Annotated in this window: 14 protein-coding genes and 2 tRNA genes; 11 read left to right on the top strand and 5 right to left on the bottom strand. The window is 68.2% G+C overall.

All coding sequences use genetic code 11. From position 1 onward, the window contains the following. Positions 1-118: 118 nt before the first annotated feature. Positions 119-1342, bottom strand: a complete 1224-nt coding sequence (locus EV137_RS10645; protein ID WP_134128184.1) for an MFS transporter — start codon at positions 1340-1342, stop codon at positions 119-121. A 213-nt stretch (positions 1343-1555) separates the two neighbouring features. On the opposite strand from EV137_RS10645, the gene EV137_RS10640 reads away from it, so the two are divergent. Next, the gene (locus EV137_RS10640) at positions 1556-2158 is read left to right on the top strand and encodes an Rv1352/Rv1906c domain-containing protein (protein WP_134128182.1); all 603 of its coding nucleotides are present in this window, start codon (positions 1556-1558) and stop codon (positions 2156-2158) included. 31 nt (positions 2159-2189) lie between these two features. Here the strand turns inward: EV137_RS10640 and EV137_RS10635 are convergent, their stop codons facing one another. Then, complete coding sequence (locus tag EV137_RS10635) at positions 2190-3974, bottom strand: vWA domain-containing protein (RefSeq protein WP_238175212.1); 1785 nt, start codon at positions 3972-3974, stop codon at positions 2190-2192. Further along, positions 3967-5028 carry an AAA family ATPase gene (locus EV137_RS10630; RefSeq protein WP_134128180.1) on the bottom strand — a complete coding sequence of 354 codons (1062 nt, stop codon included), beginning with the start codon at positions 5026-5028 and terminating at the stop codon, positions 3967-3969. Before EV137_RS10630 ends, EV137_RS10635 begins: the two co-directional genes overlap by 8 nt. Positions 5029-5168: 140 nt before the next feature. Between EV137_RS10630 and EV137_RS10625 the strand changes: the two genes are divergently transcribed. The 4 genes from EV137_RS10625 (at position 5169) to EV137_RS10610 (ending at position 10668) form a co-directional block, all read left to right on the top strand. Beyond that, positions 5169-7034: a phage tail protein gene (locus EV137_RS10625; protein ID WP_134128178.1), complete on the top strand. Its 1866-nt coding sequence runs from the start codon at positions 5169-5171 to the stop codon at positions 7032-7034. 230 nt (positions 7035-7264) lie between these two features. After that, entirely contained in the window at positions 7265-8440 is a 1176-nt protein-coding gene (locus EV137_RS10620) for a globin domain-containing protein (RefSeq protein ID WP_134000586.1), read from the top strand. Then, the gene (locus EV137_RS10615; RefSeq protein WP_134128176.1) at positions 8437-9105 is read left to right on the top strand and encodes a DivIVA domain-containing protein; all 669 of its coding nucleotides are present in this window, start codon (positions 8437-8439) and stop codon (positions 9103-9105) included. Before EV137_RS10620 ends, EV137_RS10615 begins: the two co-directional genes overlap by 4 nt. Positions 9106-9195: 90 nt before the next feature. Then, positions 9196-10668, top strand: coding sequence for a nitric oxide synthase oxygenase (locus EV137_RS10610; RefSeq protein WP_238175211.1), 1473 nt, complete (start codon positions 9196-9198; stop codon positions 10666-10668). Positions 10669-10824: 156 nt separating this feature from the next. On the opposite strand, the gene EV137_RS10605 is transcribed toward EV137_RS10610, so the two are convergent. Then, a tRNA-Gly gene (locus EV137_RS10605) sits at positions 10825-10895 on the bottom strand. 110 nt (positions 10896-11005) lie between these two features. On the opposite strand from EV137_RS10605, the gene EV137_RS10600 reads away from it, so the two are divergent. The 6 genes from EV137_RS10600 to EV137_RS10575 all read left to right on the top strand — a co-directional run bounded on the left by EV137_RS10600 (position 11006) and on the right by EV137_RS10575 (position 17402). Further along, positions 11006-11078 (top strand) — tRNA-Pro (locus tag EV137_RS10600). A gap of 78 nt (positions 11079-11156) precedes the next feature. After that, complete coding sequence (gene tig / locus EV137_RS10595; protein ID WP_134128174.1) at positions 11157-12548, top strand: trigger factor; 1392 nt, start codon at positions 11157-11159, stop codon at positions 12546-12548. 377 nt (positions 12549-12925) lie between these two features. Beyond that, complete coding sequence (locus tag EV137_RS10590; protein ID WP_134000580.1) at positions 12926-13549, top strand: ClpP family protease; 624 nt, start codon at positions 12926-12928, stop codon at positions 13547-13549. Between the two features lie 29 nt (positions 13550-13578). Continuing rightward, the gene (locus EV137_RS10585) at positions 13579-14190 is read left to right on the top strand and encodes an ATP-dependent Clp protease proteolytic subunit (RefSeq protein ID WP_134000578.1); all 612 of its coding nucleotides are present in this window, start codon (positions 13579-13581) and stop codon (positions 14188-14190) included. A gap of 212 nt (positions 14191-14402) precedes the next feature. Then, positions 14403-15701, top strand: a complete 1299-nt coding sequence (gene clpX, locus EV137_RS10580; protein WP_134000576.1) for an ATP-dependent Clp protease ATP-binding subunit ClpX — start codon at positions 14403-14405, stop codon at positions 15699-15701. Between the two features lie 105 nt (positions 15702-15806). Further along, entirely contained in the window at positions 15807-17402 is a 1596-nt protein-coding gene (locus EV137_RS10575) for an alpha/beta hydrolase (RefSeq protein ID WP_134128172.1), read from the top strand. On the opposite strand, the gene EV137_RS10570 is transcribed toward EV137_RS10575, so the two are convergent. Further along, positions 17365-18666: an aspartate aminotransferase family protein gene (locus EV137_RS10570; protein ID WP_166679819.1), complete on the bottom strand. Its 1302-nt coding sequence runs from the start codon at positions 18664-18666 to the stop codon at positions 17365-17367. The genes EV137_RS10575 and EV137_RS10570 overlap by 38 nt on opposite strands. Positions 18667-18694: the final 28 nt, after the last annotated feature.

Genomic DNA, 18694 nt, shown 5'->3' with positions numbered 1-18694 from the left:
ATCGCTCAGTAGGTAAGCGCTTGTCGCGCGAATTCCATTCCCTGCCAATGAAACGCAATAGCCCACCCGAGGCCCAGGCGGGCATCCCCTCTCGACCTATCACGATCCGCGATCAGTCCTACGCCATCGATCGCCCGACCGGTTCCCCTTCGGGCAGATCCTGCAGTCCGCGGAGCGAGGAGAAGGCGGCGACCAGGAGGCCGGCGAGCATGCCGGCGGTGCCGATCAGGAGGGTGGGGCGGATGTCGAGGGCGGTGGCGAGGACACCGGAGGCAGCCGCGCCGACCGTCTGGCCGCCGATGACCAAGGTGCGCCAGGACGCGGTGACCTGCCCCACGAGGTGCGGCGGCGCGAGCGCCTGGCGCAGGGTGCGTTGCGGGACGCCGAACAGGGACATGCCGAGTCCGGCGAGTACCTGCCCGAGGAGGATCACCGGCGTCACACCGGTGAACAGAGCGACGCCGTTGAACGACGCGAGGAACACGCCGGTCAGATAGGAGCGGCCGAGGCCGACCCGGCGGCACCAGGCGGGAGCGATGAAGGTACCGGCCACGGCAGCGGCTCCGAACGCGGTCATGGTCAGCCCCACGAACGCCGGTGACTTGTCGAGCTCGCGGATCAGGAAGAGAACCACCAGCGGGCCTTGCATCGATCCGGCCATGGCAGCGATACCTGCCGAGAGCACGAGCGGCCTGAGCATCCGGTGGCCGAAGAGCACTCGCAGTCCCGCGGACAGCCGTACCTCGGACCGCTCGGGTGCAGGTGCGCGGGTGGGCTCGCGGAGCAGGTACGCCGCGATCGTGGACACGACGTACGACGCCGCGTCGACGAGGATCGCGAACGGTGCTGTGAGCACCTGGACGAGGAACCCGGCTACGGACGGTCCGAGCGTTGAGGCCAGGTTGAGATTGAGCAGGGCCGCGCTGTTCGCCCGCATCAGGTCCTCACGTGCCACCAGCCACGGGATCATCGTCTGCGACGCGGTGTCCGACAGCAGGGTCAGCACTCCGGTCAGTACGGCGACGGCGTACAACTGCTCGATGTGTAGCCACCCCAGTGCAGCCGCAGCAGGCACCGAGCCGAGCAGGACGAGCCGTCCGACGTCGGTCCAGATCAGCACGCGACGCAGGGGCCACCTGTCGACCCAGACGCCGGCCAACAGCCCGAGCACCAGATGTGGTGCGATCGTCAACGCTGACAACGCACCCATCTCCACAGCCGACGCCTGCAGCGTCACCACAGCCACCAGCGGCAGCGCGACTGTGGTGACCGCGCTGCCCGACGCGGACACCAGCTGCCCGATCCACAGCTTCCGGAACTCGCCCCTCACAACCCATGCCATCCCGTGAACCTGTCACTCAGCAGAGCCACCCAACTACACCTGTTCGCCCGCAGCAGACACGATTCACTCCAGGCGAAACACTGCGACAGCCGCGGTGTCCAGCTCAGGACCTCTGGCCGGATCGGGAGGACCTTTGGACCGGGGCAGGGGCGATCACGGAAGGTTACGGTGGGCGGAGATCCCCGGGGGCCTCGGGGACACAGGGGGCCAATCATGTCGCAGCAAGTACCGCAGCAATCCTTCTATCCGCACCAACAGCTACCGCCGCAGCCGCCGCCGCAGGGACCGCACGGGCCGATGCGACCCGGCCCGCAGCCGCGGCAGTCCAAGAGGCGTCGTTGGGTCCCGTGGGCCGTGGCCTCCGGAACGTTCGTACTCGGTCTGGTCATCGGCGCCGCGCCGGGCGGCGGCACCGCATCGACGTCAGCCGGCACGCCGCAGGCGACCACCACCACGACCGTCCAGGCACCAGGCTCGACGGTGACGGTCACGGCGCCGCCGGTGAACGTGACAGCGCCGCCGGTCACGGTGACGAAGCCCGCTCCGCCGGCCAAGACTGTGACGGCCGCGCCGCCCGAAGCCGCAGTCGCGATCGAGGGCGACGGCACCTACGAGGTCGGCGTCGACATCAAGCCTGGGAAGTACAAGACGACCGGCGGTGAGGGCTGCTACTGGGCGCGGTTGAAGAACCTCGACGGCGACCTCGACGCCATCCTCGCCAACAATCTGAGCGACGGTCCGCAAACGGTGACGATCAAGAAGACCGACAAGGGTTTCGAAACCAACGACTGCGGGGCCTGGAGGAAGGTCGCCTGACGACGGCCTGTTCGCCGCCAGCCGGGCCTGTTCACTCCACTCGGAATACAGGACCCCTGGCGGTGAAGGGGAGGGATGTGCTGCGGGGGATCAGCCAGGCGTGTTCGCGGCGTACGCGGACGACGTCGCACTGGCCGTCTGTGATGAGCAGGATGGGGCCGTGGGCGGGGAAGTCTTCTGCTCGCTCCAGCAGGTCCACGCCGGGCTGTAGAACGGTCCCACCGCGACCGTGGATCTTCACGCGTCCGGCGATGTCGTCCACCGGCACGTAGCCGGCGTCGTACGCCGCGGCGTCGCAGTAGACCACTCGCGCGGCCGGTACGTCGCGAGCGCGTGAGTACGACGCGATCGCTCCGAGTGCCTCGCCGAGCAGCTCGCGGTCCATGGAACCCGAGGTGTCCAGGACGACGCCGTACGTCGGGAGTCGTTCCAGCTCGACCGGGCGGATCCAGCCGGGGCGCGGGATGTCCGGCGTACCGGATTGGCGTCGGGAGGCCCGTGCGTACGTGCGGGTCTTCTCGACCGCGGGGACGTGCTCCTCGAACCAGCGCGCCAGCTGTGCGTCCCAGGCGAGTGGCGGGTGGTCCAGCGCGCGGATCTCCTCGACCAGTCCGGCAGGCAGTGTGCCGCGTGCTGGGTCGTGGTACGCCAACCCGGTGCTCAGGGCACGTCGGTAGATGTCGTCGAGACCGGCTGCCCGTGCGGCCTCACCGGAGTGTGGGAGCGGGTGGCCGAGTACGTCACCCAGACCGACGCCGCGCAGCGTCGCCAGCTTGCGGTAGCGCCGCAGGTCCGTAGCGATGCGGTCGTAGACCTCCTCCGCGGACATGCCCTTCAGCGCCGGGTCGTAGAGCCCGCCGTCGGGCAGGGTGCCGACACCCATCTCCACGAGCCAGCCGTTGATCACCAGATCGGCGGCGACGTTCCACAGGTACGGGTCACGGCCGCCGACGCGCTCGCCGTGCCGCAGCGCGGCGTGCAGCATTTCGTGCGCCATGACGAACCGCCACTCGCTCAACGTCAGGCTGGTCAGCGGGTTCACGTAGATCTCGCCGGCGGACGCGTTGACCGCCGCGACCCGGATGTCCCAGCCGCGGGCGAGCTCGGCGTCGGCGACGACCGTCATGCTCGCAGCGATAGCACCGAGCAGCGGGTACGACGAGACGAACCAGCCGAGGGCCAGGTCCCACTTGTCCCGGCCTCCTCCGCCCGCGGTCAGCGACGAGCGTGCGCCACCAGCAACCTCGACAGCCGCAGCAGCCGCGGCGGACAGACCTGCGGCGAACAGTTCGGCCCAGTTCGGCGGCGTGCCCCAACCGTTCCAGCGGGCGGTGTGGACATCAGGCACGTGACCTGCCACGCCCAGTCGCTCGTACTCCGCCGGTACGCCGGCGCGCCGCCACAGTCGCGCCAGCGCGTCTTCGTCCATCGCGGGGAAGTCTGACGGCAGTTCAACGACCGGCGTACCCAGTTTGAGCGACTGGAGGTAGCGATTGACCGCCACGTCGTTTGCGGTGCTGGTGGCCTGGTCAGGTTCTGGCAGATCCCGTTCGGCGTGGCCGAGGCCCAGGTGGATCAGGAGGTGCGCGAAGACCCACGCCCACTCCTCTGGTGTGGCGCGACGCGTCCGGTGCGTGTGGATCTGCCCGTTCGAGTCGATCGTGGCCCAGCCGTCCGCCGGGCAGCTGTCGTCCCTGAGCGGGGTGTGCGCCCAGTCCGCCATCGGTGCGAATAGCGGGTGCCGCACGATGATGCCCCAGCCGGAGTGGATCGCCTCCCACGCCGGGTCCCGGTGCGAATTCTTCCGCTTAGGCACGGGCCGCCACCAGCCGCGGCAGGTCGCGGCTGACTTCGACCAGGAACCACGTCGGAAGCACCGGGCGGCCGTCGTCGTCGGCCGCGATCACCACCTGCGCCACCTCGAGCGAGATCTCCGCGAGCTCGACCAGCAGCGCCTTGCCACGATGGGCGAGCTGACGAGCCGCAGGGCTCGCCGACGCCTTGTCCGCGGCCAGCTCCTTGATCAGGCGGGCACGGAACGTTTCGGCCAGGAAGTACAGCAGGTCCCGGTCCTCTGGGGCGGACGGCCAGCCGGTCTCACCCTTCAGCACGGCGTCCAGCCCGAACGCGTGCCGGACCGTCTTCACGTACGCGCGGAACGCCGACGCGTGCGCCGCGGACAAGGTGCCGAAGGCAAGGACCCGGAGCGTCTCGTCGGACACGTCGTCGCCGTACGAGTGCAGGGCGTCCGACAGCATGTGCCAGCTGCGCGGCGTCGAGAACGGCTCCTCGGTCTTCGGCGGCGCGGTCCACAGGTGGTCGGGGCGGTTGCGCAGGTAGTCGAGGACCCACGGGTGGATCCCAGCCGTACCGGCCCATTGCAGCCAGTCGGTCGCGGACGCGCGCAGGTGGATGTGCACGAGCCGGTTCACCAGGGCGCTCGCCATCGGCCGGGCCAGGGCGTTGTCGGTGGCCCGGTTGCCGGCGCCGATCACGACAGACCCCGCGGGCAGCTCGTACTCGCCGATGCGGCGGTCCAGGATGAGCGAGTAGAACGCCTTCTGCACCTCGGCCGAGGAGGCGTTCAGCTCGTCGAGGAACAGGCAGTACGGCTCGTCGCGGGCGATCGCCACGGGTGGTGCGAACCGGCTGCGGCCGTCCACGATCTGCGGTACGCCGATGAGGTCCTCCGGCGCGAGCTGCGTGCCCAGGAGCGTGACGCACTCCAGACCGAGCGATTCCGCGAACGCCCGTACCAGGCTGCTCTTCCCGATCCCCGGTGCGCCCCAGAGGAAGACCGGGCGTACCACTGCCACGTGCAGCAGTACTTCGGGCAGTTCCGCCGCCGATACCGTGATTCCCGCTTGCATCCGTCCCTTTCGTCGCTGGTCAGCCTTTCAGGATCCTCTTGAGGTCTCGGGGTGTCACCCGGTTTTCCACGGCGCTTCCGTTACTGGTGGTTACTGACTAGGGTGCGGCGCGAAGTCATCGGTGTACTGGGGGGTCTCTCGTGCTGGGCTTACGTGTCAAGGCGGCCGTGGTGTGTGCCGTCGTACTGCTGCCGTTGACGGCGTCACAGGTGATGGCTGCCGATCCACCGCAGCACCTGGGGGAGGGCGTCCTTGTTCCCGGGCGTACGGCGGTCGACGTCGGCATGTCGGGCGCCCGCGTGGTCGTTTCGAACCCTGTCTACGAGACGAGCAACAACGGGACCACGTGGACAGCCTCCGGCGGCTCGAACGACGGCAAGCCGTTCCAGGTCGAGGGGCCTTCGCTACTGACATTCGACGGGAGTACGGCGAAGGTCGGTGGGCTCACGTTCCCCGCTGCGGACGAAGTGGTGCTCGGGAAGGGCGGCAAGCTCGTCTCGCATCGTGCACCGGCTGCTGCGACCGCTGAGGTGTACAACGTCGCCAGTAAGACCAAGGTGGCCGACGTCGCCCCGCCGTTCGCGCTGTCCGGTGACACGGTGTGGAAAGTGACCGAGCCGGGCCACCTGGACGGTAAGAACCTGACCACCGGTGTCGTGAAGACCGTACTGGTCGCCAGTGCGTGCACCGTCGGCCCGGACGACGTCAACGGCCGTTGGGCGCTACTGGGCGGCTGCAACCAGGTTGTAGACGTCAACGGGCCGCAGCCGCCGCGGAACCTGACCGTGGCCGCGGACGCCCAGCTGGGCAACGGATTCACCGTGCAGGCCTCTGGTTCCGACCTGCTGGTCACGGACCTCAACGACCCGGCATTGGGACAGCGCCGCTACGGGCCGATCCGCACCACGACACCCAGCTTCCGGGCAGACGGATCCGGCCTGGCGAAGATCGTGTACGCCGATGCGACCAGCAAGCCCCGCGTGATCAGCCTGACCTGGCTAACCGCCGACCCGCAGCAGCACCCGGACACCGTCGCGCCCGTACTGACCAACGCGTCCGCGGGCGATCGCATCCGCGACAACACCAGCCTGTCCTTCGAGTGGGCGTACGACGACCCGCAGGACCCGAACTCACCTGCGACCGGTGTGGACAGCTACGACCTGCGAATCCAGCAACGCCCCAACCGCACGTCGCCGTACGGCGCCTGGAACCAGGTGCCCGCGTGGCAGGGGCTCAAGACCACTGGAGCGAGTCTGACGGCACCGATCGGCACGGACACCTGCTGGCAGGTGCGTGCGCGCGACTACGCCGGCAACCTGAGTGCCTGGAGTACGTCGTACTGCAGCGAAGTGGACGGTACGGCGCCCTCACTGGTCACGTGGCGCATCGGCGACCGCGTGCAGCTGAGCGGGTCCGCGACAGTCCGCTGGGCCTACAAGGACGACACCGACATTGCGTCGTACGACGTGGTCTACAAGGTGGCCGCAACAGGTGCCGCGTTCGGCAAGTGGATCTACCCGGCTGTCTGGCAGAACACGCGCATCACCGGGATCACCTGGTCGCCGCGACTCGGCTGGGACGAGTGTTTCATGGTGCGCGCCCGCGACTACCTGGGGAACCTGTCCGCCTGGTCCGCACCGATCTGCTCGGTCGCGCCGGAGGACGACCGTGCTCTGACCTCTGCCGGTACTGTCACGCGTTCCACCAGCACGCTGGCCTTCCAAGGCACCACGACCATCCTCAAAGCGAACGGCGCGTACCTGACCAAGGCCACCGAGGCCGGCCTGCGCATCGCCCTGGTAGCGATTCACGGCCCGGGCCAAGGCCGCGTGGACATCTACCACGCGAACATCAGGATCGGCACGGTCTCTCTGGCCGCAACCACCACCAGCCGCGCCGTCACCTACCTCCCCACAACCCCCTTCCGTACAGGGGCTCTCAAGATCATCTCTACCTCCACTGCGCCCGCCAGTGTCGACGGCATCGCATTTCTGAGAGCCCCGTAGGAATTTCGGCACGTATCGGTCCGGTTCGCGGTTTCAAGCCGTTGGGCGCGGGTAGGTTGCGGGCGGGAGACACCACGAAGGACCGACTCGGGGACTGGACTGGGAGGGAACCCTTGTCAACGCAGTGTCCGTCGGCCGCCTGGGCCGACGACAGGCAATACCTGCTGCCCGCTGACGGGCCGATCGCTTCACTCGAGGAGCTGCCTTCTCGAGCCGGATAGCGACTTCCTATGGATGCCAACGCCCTCCAGCGCAGCTGGGACCGGGTGACAGAGCACGGAGAACAGGTGCCGCTGTACTTCTACTCGCACTTGTTCGTGTCCTATCCCGAGGTGCGGTCTATGTTTCCGCTCTCCATGTCGCACCAGCGGGACAAGTTCGTCGGCGCCCTCGGCCGGATCGTCAGCCATGCCGATCAGATCGAGAACGATGCGGCGTTCCTGCAGCATCTCGGCCGCGATCATCGCAAGTACGCCGTACTCGCGGAGCACTACGACGCGGTCGGAGCCTCGTTGTGCGCGACCCTGAAACACTTCCTCGGATCCGAGTGGGACGAGGAGCTGGCCGGCCATTGGACGGCGGCCTACCAGGTGATCGCGCGGATGATGGTCGAGGCCGCGGAGACCTCCTCGGAGTCCACTCCTGACTGGTGGGACGCCGACGTGGTCGCGGTCGAGCGGCGGACCATGGACCTCACGCTGCTGACGATCCGGCCGCGGCGCGAGTTCCAGTTCCTCCCGGGCCAGTCGGTCTCCATGGAGATCCCGCAACGGCCCCGGGCGTGGCGGTACTTCAGTCCGGCGAACGCCCCGCGCCGGGACGGCTCGATCGACCTGCACGTGCAGCAGATCGACGGCGGCCAGGTGAGCCCGGCCGTGGTGCGGTCGCTGAAGGTCGGCGACGTCGTGAAACTGGGCGCCCCGGTCGGGGAACGGCTGACCCGGCGCACAGACGACGTACGGGACGTGCTGATGGTCGCCGGCGGAACCGGTCTCGCCCCACTGCTCGCGGTGCTCGAACAGATAGACAACGAGTGGGCACGGTCGCGCACCGCTCCACGGGTCCATCTGCTCCACGGGGTCCGGATGCCCTGGCACCTCTACGACCGGCCGCAGTTGCGGGAAATGGCGCAGAAGCGGCCCTGGTTCGAATACACCGAAGTCGTGTCCGACGACGCGTCCTACCCCGGGACGCGCGGGAAGGTCGGCATGGTCGCGGCCCGGCAGGACCTGTACGGGCGGACGGCGATGGTGTGCGGCGGCCCGCAGATGGTCGCGCACACGCTGGAGCGACTGGCCGGCGCCGGTATGGACCCCGAGCACATCAAGTACGAGCACTTCTACTACGCGCCCGTGGACGAGCACAGGGCCGATCCAGCGCTCACCAGGTCAGGAGACAACCAGTGACTAACGGAAAGCACCGCCACGGCTCTCCGCACTACCAGACCCCCGATGCGATCCGGGGCGAGACGTTCCGGCGCAGACTCCGGGGGCTCGATTCGGACCAGGTGTACGGGTACATCGACCTGCTCGCCGACCAGGTGCACGCGACCGCCAGAGAGGTCAGCGAGTGCCGCGCCGAGAACGAACGGCTTCAGGCCGAGCTGCGGCGAGCCCGGGCGGAGGTGCAGCGTGTGCAGAGTGAGCTGGACGAGTACGAGCAGGTCGGCGAGCGTGTCAACGACCAGATCGTCCAGCTGTTCAGCCAGGCGCAGCTGGTGGCCGAGGAGATGGTCGAGGACGTCAGCCGCGACACCCGCGAGCGCATCGGCCAGGCGCGCGCCCACGAGCGCAGGATCGTCGAGGAGGCCATGGACACGGCCGGGCAGCAGGTCCGCTCGTACGCCCAGAACGCGCAGAGCCGGATGCAGTCGATCGTGGACTCGTTCTCGACCGAGGTCGAGCGGCTCGGGAGCACGGGACAGGCCGGCGAACAGGCGCCCCGCGAGAAGAAGGACGCCTGGTTCGACGACCTGAGCGATTGGCAGGTCCGCCTGCAGAACGGGCATGCGAACGGGAACGGGCACGGGGGAGCGAACGGTCGCGGTCCGAGGTCTCCGGGCTCGGAGTGACCCGTGCGAACTCTTCCGAACCCCGCCCGGACGGAGGAACACCGCGCGGAAGCTCCGACAAGCCGGCAGCCTGCCCGTAGCCGTCGGCCCTTGGCGCTGCCACTCGCAGTTCTCGGACTGGCTGTGGCAGGCGCCGCCCTCGGCGCGCTCCAACTCGGCCGGAGGGCGCCCATCGGTGTCTCGACCGAGCTGGCGATCGCGCTCAGCCTCGCGGGTCTCCTGCTCGCCGTAGGAATCTGCGTCCGACAGGTCGTCTCGGCCGGCGCCGGGGAGCAGCTGCTCCAGGTCGCCGGCACGCGGTGGGGCACAGCCCGGCGTGCCCGCCGTACGGCGTCTCGGTACGCCGTGAGGGTCACACCGCCGCCTGATCACCCGCCAGTGCCTGATCATCCGCCAGTGTCCGGTCACCCGCCGGTGAGCCGGTCCGAGCCGGAACTCGACGTCGAGACGGTCCGTGCCGCGGCGAAGGAGTTCCTCGAGCTCTACCACGGCGAGGACCCGCACGCCGGGCCGCTGGAGCCCCGGCTGACCGAGGTGATGCGCGAGATCGACACGACCGGCACCTACTGGCACACCGCCGAGGAGCTGGCGTTCGGTGCGCGCGTCGCCTGGCGCAACAACAAACGCTGCATCGGCCGCCTGTACTGGCACAGCCTGCAGGTGCGCGACCTGAGAACGGTCTCCGACGCCGGCAGCGTCGCCGCGCACTGCTTCGAGCATCTGAGCACGGCGTACAACGGCGGCAAGATCCGGCCGATGATCAGCGTCTTTGCTCCCGAGACGCCGTCGCGGCCCGCTCCGAGGATCTGGAACGAACTGCTCATCCGGTACGCCGGGTACGAGCAAGCGGACGGTCGCACGCTCGGGGATCCGCGGTACCGCGCTTTCACGAGCAAACTGATCCAACGCGGGTGGCGACCGCCTGAGCGGCCGGGAGCGTTCGATGTGCTCCCGCTGGTCGTGGAGACGGTCGAGGAGGGGCCGCGGATGTTCCAGCTGCCCGACCAGGTGGTCCACGAGGTTCCGCTCGAGCACCCGGAGCTGAAGTGGTTCGCGGACCTGCAACTGCGGTGGCACGCGGTCCCGGTGATCAGTAACAACCGGCTGGAGATCGGCGGTGTCTCCTACCCGGCCGCGCCGTTCAACGGCTGGTACATGGGCACCGAGATCGGGGCCCGCAACCTCGGTGACAGCGACCGCTACGACATGGTCCCGGTGGTCGCGGAGCGGATGGGGCTCGACACCTCGCACGAGGCGACCCTGTGGCGCGACCAGGCCCTGGTCGAGATCAACCGGGCGGTCCTGCACTCGTTCACCACGAACGGCGTGACGGTCACCGACCACCACACCGAGTCCCGCAGGTTCCTCATCCACCTCGAGAAGGAGCAACGCGCCGGCCGCGGCTGCCCCGCCGACTGGAGCTGGATCGTCCCTCCCATGTCCGGCTCCCAGACCCCGGTCTTCCACCGCTACTACGAAGCCGACAACCAGGTCCCCAACTTCGTCAACGACCCCGACTCCACCTGCCGAGCCCTAAGAGGCGGCCCCCCAGCATTCCCCTAACCCACCCCACCCCACGCCCCGCACCCACGCAACCCGACCCACGCCCCGCACCGACGCACCCAACCCGACCCAGGAGCCGAGCGAAGCGAAGGCGCACAACAGAAGAGGGCGAGACAGGCCTGCGCTTTCCGCAGGCATACCTCGCCCTCTCGCCCGAGCGGGTGACGAGAATCGAACTCGCGTAATCAGTTTGGAAGACTGAGGCTCTACCATTGAGCTACACCCGCGTGGTGCTCGGACATGATTCCACATGAGGCCGGTTGGACTCAAAACGGTATGTCCGGGGCCCCGGTGGCGCGAGCACTGGTTCCGGTCGACTACACTCGACCGGTCACTGCGGGGCGTAGCGTAGTGGCTAGCGCGCCTGCTTTGGGAGCAGGAGACCGCAGGTTCGAGTCCTGTCGCCCCGACAAACCCCCTGTAGCACCGCTGCAACGCGGGGTGTCGCGCGTGCTGTGAATGTCACCGAATCAAGGAGAACCGCCACCGTGAAGAGCACCGTCGAGTCCTTGAGCCCGACCAAGGTCAAGCTCATCGTCGAGGTGCCGTTCGAGGAACTCAAGCCGAGCCTCGACGCGGCGTACAAGAGCATCGGCCAGCAGATCGTGGTGCCGGGCTTCCGCAAGGGCAAGATCCCGCCGCAGGTCATCGACCAGCGCGTCGGCCGCGGTCCGGTGCTCGAGGAGGCGATCAACGACGCGCTCCCGAAGCTCTACTCGCAGGCGGTCAGCGACAACCAGGTCAAGGCGATCGGCCGGCCCGAGGTCGACGTGACCGAGTTCAACGACAAGGAGAGCCTGCAGTTCTCCGCCGAGGTCGAGGTCCGCCCGGAGATCACCCTGCCGGACCTGGAGGGCCTGGAGGCCGAGGTCGAGGACATCGCGATCTCCGACGACGAGGTGAACGAGCAGATCGAGTCGCTGCGCCAGCGGTTCGGCTCGCTGAACCCGGTCGAGCGCGCGGTCGGCGACAACGACTTCATCACCCTGGACCTGTCGGCCAGCAAGGACGGCGAGAAGGTCGAGGAGGCGCAGGCCACCGGCCTGTCGTACCAGGTCGGCAGCGGTCAGCTGCTCGACGGCCTGGACGAGGCTGTCATCGGCCTGAGCGCCGGCGAGAAGAAGACTTTCGTCACCCAGTTGGTCGGCGGCTCGCTGAAGGGCGAGGACGTCGACGTCGAGGTGACGGTGACGGCGGTCAAGGAGCAGGAGCTCCCGGAGTTCGACGACGAGTTCGCGCAGACCGCGTCGGAGTTCGACACCGCCGAGGAGCTGAAGGCCGACGTACAGACCCGGCTGGAGCGCGGCAAGCGGCTCGAGCAGGCCGGTGAGGCGCGCGACGCCGTCCTGGAGAAGATCCTGACGCTGGTCGACGTGCCGGTCCCCGAGGGCCTGCTGACCGACGAGCTGGCCGCCCGCAAGGAGAACCTGGAGCAGCAGCTCGGGTACTCCGGGATGACCATGGAGCAGTTCCTCGAGGGCGAGGAGCAGACCCAGGAAGAGTTCGACGAGGACCTGAAGAAGCGGTCCGAGGACGCGATCAAGGCGCAGTTCGTGCTCGACCTGGTGGCCGAGCAGCAGGAGCTGAGTGTCAACGACCAGGAGCTCACCGAGCACATCGTCCGGCACGCGCAGCGTTCCGGCGTCAGCCCGGACCAGTTCGCGCAGCACGCGGTGGAGAACAACCTGGTCCCGAGCCTGGTGTCCGAGGTCGTCCGCGGCAAGGCGCTCGCGTACCTGGTGGAGAACGCCAAGGTGACCGACGCGTCCGGCAACACGGTCGAGCTGAAGACCCTGCAGCCGGACGGCTCGTACGCCGACCCGGAGGCCGCCGGCGACGAGGCCGCCGAGGCCCCGGTCGCGGAGCCCGCGCAGGCCTGAGCAACGTCTCGCCGTACGGCCCGGATCCCTTCAGGTGGGGTCCGGGCCGTACGCATGTTCGCCGGACGATCGCGACGCGACCGTGAAGAACCTGGCCTAGCGTGGCCGGTGAAACGATTTCCGGAGTGGTTCGGGTCGAACGCGGAAGGGGGCGGGTGTGGCCGCGCTGCTGCAGGAGCCTGAGGTACGGGGGGAGCCGGAGCTGCCGGAGCGCCGCGAAGTACCTGACGAGGCAGCCGCCGGCGAGTCCGGATCCGTTGTCCTGTGCGGCTGGTGATCGGGCCCGAATTCGCTCAGAGCAGACGAGCGGTGCGCCGTGAGCGAACACCTCCGGCCCAGCCTTAGGTCTGTCGCCGCCGACCAGTAGTGTCGGGTTCGTGAACGAGACATTTGCAGCCAGCCCCACCGCCGCGGGCGGCAACGGATCCGGCGGACACGACGACGACATCTACCGCGAGTTGCGGAAGAACCGGATCATCTTCCTGGGGTCCGAGGTTCGCGACGACAACGCGAACGCGATCTGCGCGCAGATGCTGCTGCTGAACGCCCAGGACCCGACCGCGGACATCTGGTTGTACATCAACTCGCCGGGTGGCTCGGTGGACTCCGGCATGGCGATCTACGACACCATGCAGTGGATCTCGAACGACGTGGCCACGGTCGGGATGGGCCTGGCGGCCTCGATGGGCCAGTTCCTGCTCTGCGCCGGTGCGAAGAACAAGCGGTACGCGCTGCCGCACGCGCGGATCATGATGCACCAGCCGTCCGGCGGTATGGGCGGTACGGCCTCGGACATCAAGATCCAGGCCGAGCAGTCGCTGCACCTGAAGGCGCTGCTGTTCCGGCTGATCTCCGAGCACACCGGGCAGCCGCTCGAGCAGGTGGAGAACGACGCCGACCGGGACCGCTGGTTCACCGCCGACCAGGCGAAGGAGTACGGCTTCATCGACCACGTGGTCACCACCGCCGCCCAGCTCAGCACGGGCAGCCCGAACTCCTGATCTCCCACTTCGTCAGTTAAGGAAGCACCATGAACTACTTCATCCCGCAGTGGGAGGAGCGCACGTCGTACGGCATGCGCCGGATCGACCCGTACACGAAGCTCTTCGAGGACCGGATCATCTTCCTCGGTACGCCGATCACCGACGAGATCGCGAACGCCGTGATGGCGCAGCTGCTCTGCCTGCAGTCGATGGACTCCGACCGCGACATCAGCATCTACATCAACTCGCCGGGCGGATCGTTCACCGCGCTGACCGCGATCTACGACACCGTCCGCTACATCAAGCCGGACGTCCAGACGGTCTGCCTCGGTCAGGCTGCCTCGGCCGCCGCGGTGCTGCTCGCCGCCGGTACGCCGGGCAAGCGGCTCGCGCTGCCGAACAGCCGGATCATCATTCACCAGCCGGCCACCGAGGGCACCTACGGCCAGTCGAGTGACATCGAGATCCAGGCGAACGAGATCCTGCGGCTCCGGTCGCTGCTGGAGACGATGATCTCCGAGGCCAGCGGCAAGGACATCGCGGAGGTGTCCCGGGACATCGAGCGGGACAAGTTCCTCACCGCCGAGCAGGCGATCGAGTACGGCCTGATCGACGACGTCCTGCAGACTCTGAAGACCCCGGTCCCGGCCGGCGTCTGAACGGGTTCAGTTCGGGCGAGGCCGGTCTGACCGGTTGTCAAGAGCACGACGCGTTCGCCACCGGCGTAGTCACAACCCGGTGGCGAGCGCGGTTTTTCGGCCCCGGACGGGGTACCGTCGAAATCGGATCGGGGTACTGACGACCGTCCCGGTCCCTGCGGCCCACGCCCTCCTGGCCCATGGTTCGACTCGCATAGAAGGGATCTGCCCCGGTGGCACGCATTGGTGACGGCGGCGACCTGCTCAAGTGCTCGTTCTGCGGCAAGAGTCAGAAGCAGGTCAAGAAGCTCATCGCCGGTCCCGGCGTCTATATCTGCGACGAATGCATCGATCTCTGCAACGAGATCATCGAGGAGGAGCTGAACGAGGGCTCCGAGGTCGGTCTCACCGAGCTGCCGAAGCCGCGCGAGATCTACGACTTCCTCAACGCGTACGTCGTCGGTCAGGACGTGGCCAAGAAGGCACTCGCGGTGGCGGTCTACAACCACTACAAGCGGGTCCGCGACGGCCAGGGCGGCTCGAGCGCCGGCCGGCACGCGAAGGACGAGGCCGTCGAGCTGGCCAAGTCGAACATCCTGCTGATCGGCCCGACGGGCTGCGGCAAGACCTACCTCGCCCAGACGCTCGCCCGGATGCTGAACGTCCCGTTCGCGATCGCGGACGCGACGGCGCTGACCGAGGCCGGGTACGTCGGTGAGGACGTCGAGAACATCCTGCTGAAGCTGATCCAGGCCGCGGACTACGACGTCAAGAAGGCCGAGACCGGGATCATCTACATCGACGAGGTCGACAAGATCGCCCGCAAGAGCGAGAACCCGTCGATCACCCGCGACGTCTCTGGTGAGGGCGTCCAGCAGGCGCTGCTGAAGATCCTGGAAGGCACCACCGCGAGTGTTCCGCCGCAGGGCGGCCGCAAGCACCCGCACCAGGAGTTCATCCAGATCGACACGACCAACGTGCTGTTCATCGTCGGCGGCGCGTTCGCCGGCCTGGACCACATGGTCGAGCAGCGGGTCGGCAAGAAGACCCTCGGCTTCAACACCTCGCGTGAGCCGGAGAAGCCGAAGGAAGCCGGCGGGTACGCCGATGTGATGCCGGAGGATCTGCTCAAGTTCGGTCTGATCCCGGAGTTCATCGGCCGGCTCCCGGTCATCACGACCGTCTCGCCGCTGGACCGCGACGCGCTGATCAAGATCCTGTCCGAGCCGAAGAACGCGCTGGTCAAGCAGTACCGGCGGCTGTTCGAGATCGACAACGTCGAGCTCGAGTTCAGCGACGACGCGGTCGAGGCGATCGCGGACCAGGCGCTGCTCCGCGGCACCGGCGCCCGTGGTCTGCGGGCCATCATGGAAGAGGTTCTCCTCAACGTGATGTACGAGGTGCCGAGCCGCGAGGACGTCGCCAAGGTCGTCGTCACCGGCGAGGTCGTGCTGGAGAACGTGAACCCCACGCTGATCCCGCGCGACCAGATCGAGCGCACCAAGCGCGACCGCCGCGAGAAGAGCGCCTAAGAGCTTCACGCTTGAGAGGGAGGCCGGGTCCGTCAGCAGACGGGTTCCCGGCCTCCTTCTCGTGGTGGACGCGACGGGAGGATCTGCCCGCCTACGGTCGGTGACATGACGCCCAGACGAATCCTTCGAAGACTGTCTGTCGCCGGCGCGGCCCTCGTGCTGCTGACGCCGATGACCACCGCAGTGGCTCAGGCGAAGTCCGCAGTACCGCAGATCGCGTGGGGTACCTGTGGAACCGACCCGAAGCTGAAGCCGTTCCAGTGCGCGACTGTCGAGGTCCCGACCGACTACGACAACCCGCACGGACCGACCACGACGATTGCGTTGACCCGGCTGCCGGCCGGCGACCCGGCCCACAAGGTCGGCACGCTGTTCACGAACCCCGGCGGCCCCGGTGGCTCCGGTGTCGACCTGGTGCAGCAGGCCGGTGAGCAGATCTACACCCCGGAGGTCCGCGCGAAGTTCGACATCCTCGGGTTCGACCCGCGGGGCGTGAGCCGTTCGGATCCGGCCACCTGTTACCCGACCGCGGCCGAGGAGTCGGAGGCGCTGGCGAACGTCCCGGCGTTCCCGGTGACCGCGAAGGAAGAGCGCCGGTTCATCGTCGACGCGGCGAAGCAGGCGCTCAGCTGCCGGACCACGTCGCCGGACCGGCTCGCGCACTACTCGACCGCGAACGTTGCGCGTGACATGGATCTGCTGCGGCAGGCGGTCGGCGACGAGAAGCTGTCGTACGTCGGCTACTCGTACGGCACGTACCTCGGTGCGACGTACGCCAAGCTGTTCCCGAACAAGGTCCGTGCACTGGTCCTCGACGGCACGCTGAGCCCCGAGTGGTACTCGGGCTCGAACGGCGATCCGAACCCGGTCGGTGTCCGGCTGAAGCAGGGCGAGGGCGCGTACGACACGTACGAGCAGTTCCTGACCGAGTGCAAGAAGGCCGCCGCGAACTGTGCGTTGAACCAGCTCGGCGATCCGAGGACTGTTGTGGAGAGCACGCTCGAGCGGCTGAAGACCCACCCGGTCGTCGTCGCCCTGCCGGACGGTTCCACGCTGACCGTGACGTACGCCGTAGCTGTGGCGATGACGTTCTCGAGCCTCTATGACCCGATCGGTTACCCGGCGCTCGCCCAGACGTGGGCCCAGCTCGCCGTCCAGAACCGGGCAAAGGCCGCGACGAAGGCGCCGCAGGCACTCATCGAGTGGAACCGACGCAAGGAGGACTACAACTCGATCGGAACCGTGCTGCAGCCATGTGTCGAGGCGAGGCAGTCCGGCCGCCCGCTGGCATACCCGGCGTACGCCGATGCCGCCGACCGACGCGCCCCGCACTTCGGCCGGTTCCGCGCCTGGGTCGGGATCCACTGTGAGTTCCTGGGGATCCGCGACACCGACGACTTCCGCGGCCCGTGGCAGAACAAGGTGCGGCAGCCGGTACTGGTGTTCGGCACCCGCCACGATCCGGCCACGCCGTACGAGGCAACGCGGCCGTACGCCGACCTGTACCCGGACGCCCGGATGGTGACAGTCGAGGGCTACGGGCACACCACGATCGGCAAGAGCACCTGCGCCGACGCGATGATCACCAACTACCTCGCCCAGTTGAAGGCCCCGGCGGACGGCTCGACCTGCAACCAGGACCGTAAGCCGTTCGACCCTGTGTCTACAGGGAAGCGAACACTGAGTCTGCTACCGCAATAGTCTCGTCGACCTGGTCCGCGGTGTGCTCGGTGGACAGGAACCACAACCCTCGCGGGACGATGCTGATACCGGCAGCGAACAGACCCGCGTGGAACCGAGCCATCGCTGCCCGGTCGCAGGCGGCGAACGTGCGGTAGTCCGTGACGGCGGCCTGGTCCGTGATGTACGTCTGGAACACCGGACCGGGCCCGTCCACGAGCAGCGGCACCCCATGCTTTGCAGCTGCAGCGCGCAGGCCGGCCATCAACCGTTGGCCTGTCGCGGTCAGCGGTGGGTACACGTCGTCGCGGTGCTCGTCGAGATGACGCAGTACCGCGTCGGCGGCCGCCATCCCCACCGGATGGGAGTTGAACGTCCCGGCGTGCGCGACCTTGCCGTCCGCGATCGTCCCCATCACCTCGGCCGAGCCGACCAGCGCGGACACCTGCATGCCGCCGGCCATCGCCTTCCCGAACGCGGCCAGATCGGGTACGACGCCCAGCAGCTCGCCTGCCCCGCCCGGAGCGACCCGGAATCCGGTGATGATCTCGTCGAAGATCAGCAACGACCCGTGTTCCCGAGTCAGCTCCCGAAGCCCTTCGAGATAGCCAGGCGCCGGTGTGATGCAGCCGGTGTTGCAGAGCAGCGGCTCGAGGATGACCGCCGCGATCTCGTCCCCGCTGCGTGCGAACACCTCGGCGACAGCCGGCAGATCGTTGTAGGGCAGGACGATCAGGTCGTCCGCGTCGTGCCGCGGCTGGCCCGCGGTACCGCCGACCGCGGTGGGATGCCGGGCGTCGCCGGCCAGGGCGAGGTCGGGGTGCACGCTGTAGAGGACCGGGTCGAGCCAGCCGTGGTAGTTGCCCTCGAACTTCACGATCTTCGGGCGGCCGGTGTGGCCGCGGGCCAGTCGGATCGCGCCGTGCACGGCCTCTGAGCCGACGCTGTTGAAGCGGACCAGTTCCGCTGCCGGCACCATGCTGCACAGGCGTTCGGCGACCTGTGCCTCCAGCTCGTGCTGGGCGGCGTACGCGACGCCACGGCGTACCTGGTCGGAGACTGCGTCGGCGACGAGTGGTGCGGCGTGGCCGAGGAGGTTCGGGCCTTGGCCGAGCACGTAGTCCACGTACCTGTTGCCGTCCACGTCCCACAGTTCGGCGCCGCGGGCGTGGTCCACGAACAGCGGCCGGTCAGCTCGGCGGGCATCGCTGGACACACCGCCTGCGATCACCTGTCGGGCGCGCGCGTACAGGCGGTCTGCATGGTCGTGACGGCGAGTCTGCACAGGCTTCTCCAGAGGTCAGTCGAGAAGG

Source organism: Kribbella pratensis (assembly GCF_004366075.1).
GTDB classification, from domain to species: domain Bacteria; phylum Actinomycetota; class Actinomycetes; order Propionibacteriales; family Kribbellaceae; genus Kribbella; species Kribbella pratensis.
Note: the sequence above shows the minus strand (reverse complement) of the source record. Positions and strands in the feature narration are given on the sequence as shown.